This is a genomic window from Methanospirillum sp. (assembly GCF_028679455.1).
GTDB lineage: Archaea > Halobacteriota > Methanomicrobia > Methanomicrobiales > Methanospirillaceae > Methanospirillum.
This window is the reverse complement of sequence record NZ_JAJRBM010000361.1, coordinates 1-4,380: the sequence shown is the minus strand read 5'-3', so window position 1 is coordinate 4,380 and position 4,380 is coordinate 1. Positions and strand designations below refer to the sequence as shown.

Genomic DNA, 4,380 nt, shown 5'->3' with positions numbered 1-4,380 from the left:
TTTTTATAATAATAAAAATTATTATAAAAATAAGATCAGATGAGTGAATCAGGAATAAAGGACATGCTGGTAAAAAAATTTCACAGTACTCATACCCAATCGAAAAATTTTCTATTGAGTCTGATATTATTCATGCTCTGTGTTATCCAACCCGGAGCTGCAACCATTTTTTCTCAGGATGGCAGTGTTATTGAAGGGGCTCATCTTATTGAGACGATGAATAATATGAGCAATATCTCTGATAATCCGTTTCCGATTCATTTTTTTTACAATACTCACTGTGGTTCGTGTAAAAGAGCAGTGAGATATCTGCAAAACTTTACTCTTGATCACCCTGACACTACCGTGGAATATCATGATCTCTATAATAACACGGAAAGTTTTGTATTATTTGAAAACTATAAACAAGAATTTCATCGACAGGACATTTCGTATCCAGTAATATTTGTTGGTAATACCGGAATTATGGATAGTCTCGATATTGAGTTATATACTGAGATTCTGACCTTGTGGTACCAGAACCACACACCATCTGATCTGATTACCGGGTTTATCTCCCGTATAACCTCCTCTATGCAATACCAATAAAAATTATGTTTAATATTGGAATTATTTGGAATTTTATTATCTGGAAAGCCAAGTTAAAATATTACATCTCGTACATATTGCGTTAATAATAATGATGATATACCCTACAATAAGTGCAGAAATTACCGTGCCCTCACGGATACCGTTAAGGTACCCAAAATAAATCAGGGAGATAGCAATTGCTCCGGATACCAGTATGGTATCAAACAAAATTTTAATGATTCCAAACCGGACTTTTGTTTTTACTGCGATAATTTGAACAAGTCCTTCTCCCGGATTCATGAGAACCTGTGCAGAAACCTGCAGATAGATTCCAAGGGCAAGAACCACACATCCTATGAGTAGGATACTGATCTGCCCAATATAATTTTTAGAATGAACCGAAGAAGAAAGAATCATACCGAGGTCAACAAAGATTCCTAGAAAAAAACCTACCAGTATCTGAGGGTATTGATTCCTGGGAAAATCTCCTTTGAGAAGGATTATTTCGGTTACCATGAATATGAGGCTGAAGACAAAGGTAAGTGCTCCGAAAGTGACTGGATAAATCAGACAGAGTACGTAAGGTATACTTGAAATCGGAGGAGTTCCGAGTGATGACCGGGTTATCATACTGATACCCAGACCCATAAAAAAAAGTCCTGATATAAGTAGTAAATAGCGTTTTACTATCGAAATCGTGAACATGAATCTGATTCTCTGTAGTACCTGAGTCCAGGGATGAATTAAAACATAATGGTATAACACCTGAAATATTGGGATAAGAATCTGATAATTCAGATGTCAAATTAAAATCCCAAATCATTTCATCATCTTTATTTTTGGATAAATTATCTGACTATTCCGTTACATGAATTGAATTACCATTATGGTTAGTATTCATTCTCTTTTTTTACTGTGTCTTCAAAATCATACCTGGAGTTATACGATAAACTATTTGATGAGTAGCATCACTATACGAATGAATATGAACATGGGGATTCATTACAGGGAGACCATATCATCATGAATCTAAATAATTTTACCCTCAAATCTCAAGAAGCAATCCAGAAAGCAATGGAAATTGCAGCGGCACATCAGTGTCAGGCTATCGAGACTTCTCATGTACTGAAAGGGATGTTTGTCGTAGATGAAAATGTTATTCCATATCTCCTTAAGAAATTAAATGTAAATCTTGATAGTTTCACTCATTCACTCGATAAACTGGTTGATTCATGCCCAAAAGTCAGTGGTGGTGAGCAGTATCCTTCACCAGATACTACAAAAGCTCTTCAGAAAGCCATTGCGATATCTCAGGAATTAAAGGATGAGTTTGTCTCTATCGAGCATCTTCTCCTGGGGATCCTGTCGGTGAACGATACCACATCGAGGCTTCTTAAAGAGAATAATGTTTCTGAAAAGGATCTGAAAACCGCAATACGACAACTTCGGAAAGGTTCTACAGTTACCAGTCAGACCGCTGAAGATTCCTATAATTCTCTCAATCAATATGCACGCAATCTGAATGATCTTGCAGGAAGTGGAAAACTTGATCCGGTTATCGGCCGGGATGAAGAGATCCGCAGGGTTCTCCAGATCTTATCGCGAAGAACCAAAAATAACCCGATTCTGATCGGAGAACCCGGTGTAGGAAAAACTGCCATTGCAGAAGGACTGGCTCATCGTATTATCGATGGCGATGTACCGGATAATCTAAAGACAAAACAGATATTTTCTCTTGATATGGGAGCCCTTATTGCAGGTGCCAAATATAAGGGAGAATTTGAAGAGCGCCTTAAAAGTGTGGTAAAAGAAGTGATCTCTGCTGAAGGGGAGATCATCCTGTTCATAGATGAAATTCATACCCTGGTCGGAGCAGGAGCCAGTGAAGGGGCGATGGATGCAGCCAATATTTTAAAACCTGCCTTATCACGAGGAGAATTGCACGTCATTGGCGCTACCACTCTGAAAGAATATCAGAAATATTTTGAAAAAGACAAAGCACTTGAACGACGGTTCCAACCGGTATTGGTTGATGAACCTGATACACTTGATGCCATCTCGATTCTCCGTGGAATTAAGGAAAAATACGAAACTCATCACCATGTTCGGATTAAGGATGAAGCAATAATTGCTGCAGTAGAACTTTCGCAACGATATATTTCAGATCGGTTTCTTCCTGACAAAGCTATCGACCTGATTGATGAGGCTGCATCCAAGCTCAGACTTGAGATCAACTCAGTCCCAGAAGAACTGGAGATGATAGAACGCAGAATACGTCAACTAGAAATTGAACGTGAAGCCATTAAGCGAGAAAAAGATCAGGAAAAACTGAACACCCTGAATGAAGAGATAGGAAACCTTACCGAAGAGCGAAACCGGTTAAAGGTTAAGTGGCAGTCAGAGAAAGATATCGTTGAGCAGATTCAGCTCCGGAAGAATGAGATCGAGAACCTGAAGTTTGAGGCTGATAGTGCAAACCGCTCAGGGGATCTTGGTAAAGTTGCAGAAATCCGATATGGTCATATTCCACAGATCGAGAAGAACATTGAAGAATTAAAGGAAAAATTGATTGTATTGCAGAAAGATAGTGCCATGGTTAACGAAGAGGTGGATGCGGAAGAGATTGCCGAGGTGGTTTCACGCTGGACCGGGATTCCAGTCACCAGGATGTTGCAAAGTGAGAAACAGAAACTGCTTAATCTCGAAGCTGAATTACATAAACGGGTGGTAGGTCAGAATGAAGCCATCGGGGCAGTATCTGATGCTATCCGCAGAAGTCGTGCCGGACTCCAGGATACCAAACGCCCGATTGGATCGTTTATCTTCCTCGGAACCACAGGTGTTGGTAAGACCGAACTGGCAAAAGCACTGGCTGAATATCTGTTTAACAATGAGAACAATATGGTTCGCATTGATATGTCAGAATATCAGGAGCGTCATACGGTCTCTCGTCTGGTTGGTGCACCCCCGGGATATATCGGGTATGAAGAGAGTGGACAACTTACCGAGGCCGTACGGAGAAAACCCTACTCCGTGGTACTTCTGGACGAGATAGAGAAAGCCCACCCGGATGTTTTTAATATTCTATTGCAGGTTCTTGATGATGGGAGACTTACTGATAACAAGGGTCGAACAGTGGATTTCAAGAATACCATCATCATCATGACTTCAAATATAGGATCTTCCATCATCCAGGAAAACCTCGAACACGTTACTGATGCTAACCTGGATGAGATATATGATCATACCAGGGATCAGGTCTTCGAATTACTAAAAAGAACTATCAGGCCTGAATTTCTCAACCGTATTGATGAGGTCATAATGTTCAAGCCGCTTACCAAAGATGAGATTGTGGCTGTTGTCCAGCTCCAACTTGGGCTTGTTCAAAAAATGCTTGAGAAGAATGGGACAAAATTTACCGTAACTGATAAGGCAGTCAGTTTGATCGCGAATATGAGTTTTGATCCGCAGTTTGGAGCACGACCTATCAAACGTGTTATTCAGAAGAACCTGTTGAATGAATTATCAAAAATGATTCTGGAGGGAAGCGTATCAAAGGAGAAGGAGATTACGGTTGATGAGCAGGATAGGAAACTAGTGTTCAAGAATCAATAGTCCTGATAAATTTTTACCTCTTTTCGAGTTTTCTACTATTTTTTCGATACAAGATTATTATCCAATCATGATCTCAATAAAGGGTTCAATTTATATCCTAACTTTGCCATTAACAAGAAATATATGTGTTCTTAGTGATGTTTGAATCGACCAAAATGCAAACAAAACTAAGAACTAATGAACTAGAGCCGAATG

The 4,380-nt window shown here is 39.5% G+C and carries 3 protein-coding genes; 2 read left to right on the top strand and 1 reads right to left on the bottom strand.

Annotated elements, in window-relative coordinates:
• The first annotated feature begins 132 nt into the window (after positions 1 to 132).
• Positions 133 to 588 carry a hypothetical protein gene (locus LUQ50_RS12210; RefSeq protein WP_300040114.1) on the top strand — a complete coding sequence of 152 codons (456 nt, stop codon included), beginning with the start codon at positions 133 to 135 and terminating at the stop codon, positions 586 to 588.
• A gap of 36 nt (positions 589 to 624) precedes the next feature.
• Here the strand turns inward: LUQ50_RS12210 and LUQ50_RS12205 are convergent, their stop codons facing one another.
• Positions 625 to 1,275 (bottom strand): DUF6198 family protein, encoded by a 651-nt coding sequence (locus LUQ50_RS12205; RefSeq protein WP_300040113.1) that lies wholly within the window; start codon positions 1,273 to 1,275, stop codon positions 625 to 627.
• A gap of 318 nt (positions 1,276 to 1,593) precedes the next feature.
• On the opposite strand from LUQ50_RS12205, the gene clpB reads away from it, so the two are divergent.
• Complete coding sequence (gene clpB, locus LUQ50_RS12200) at positions 1,594 to 4,185, top strand: ATP-dependent chaperone ClpB (RefSeq protein WP_300040112.1); 2,592 nt, start codon at positions 1,594 to 1,596, stop codon at positions 4,183 to 4,185.
• Positions 4,186 to 4,380: the final 195 nt, after the last annotated feature.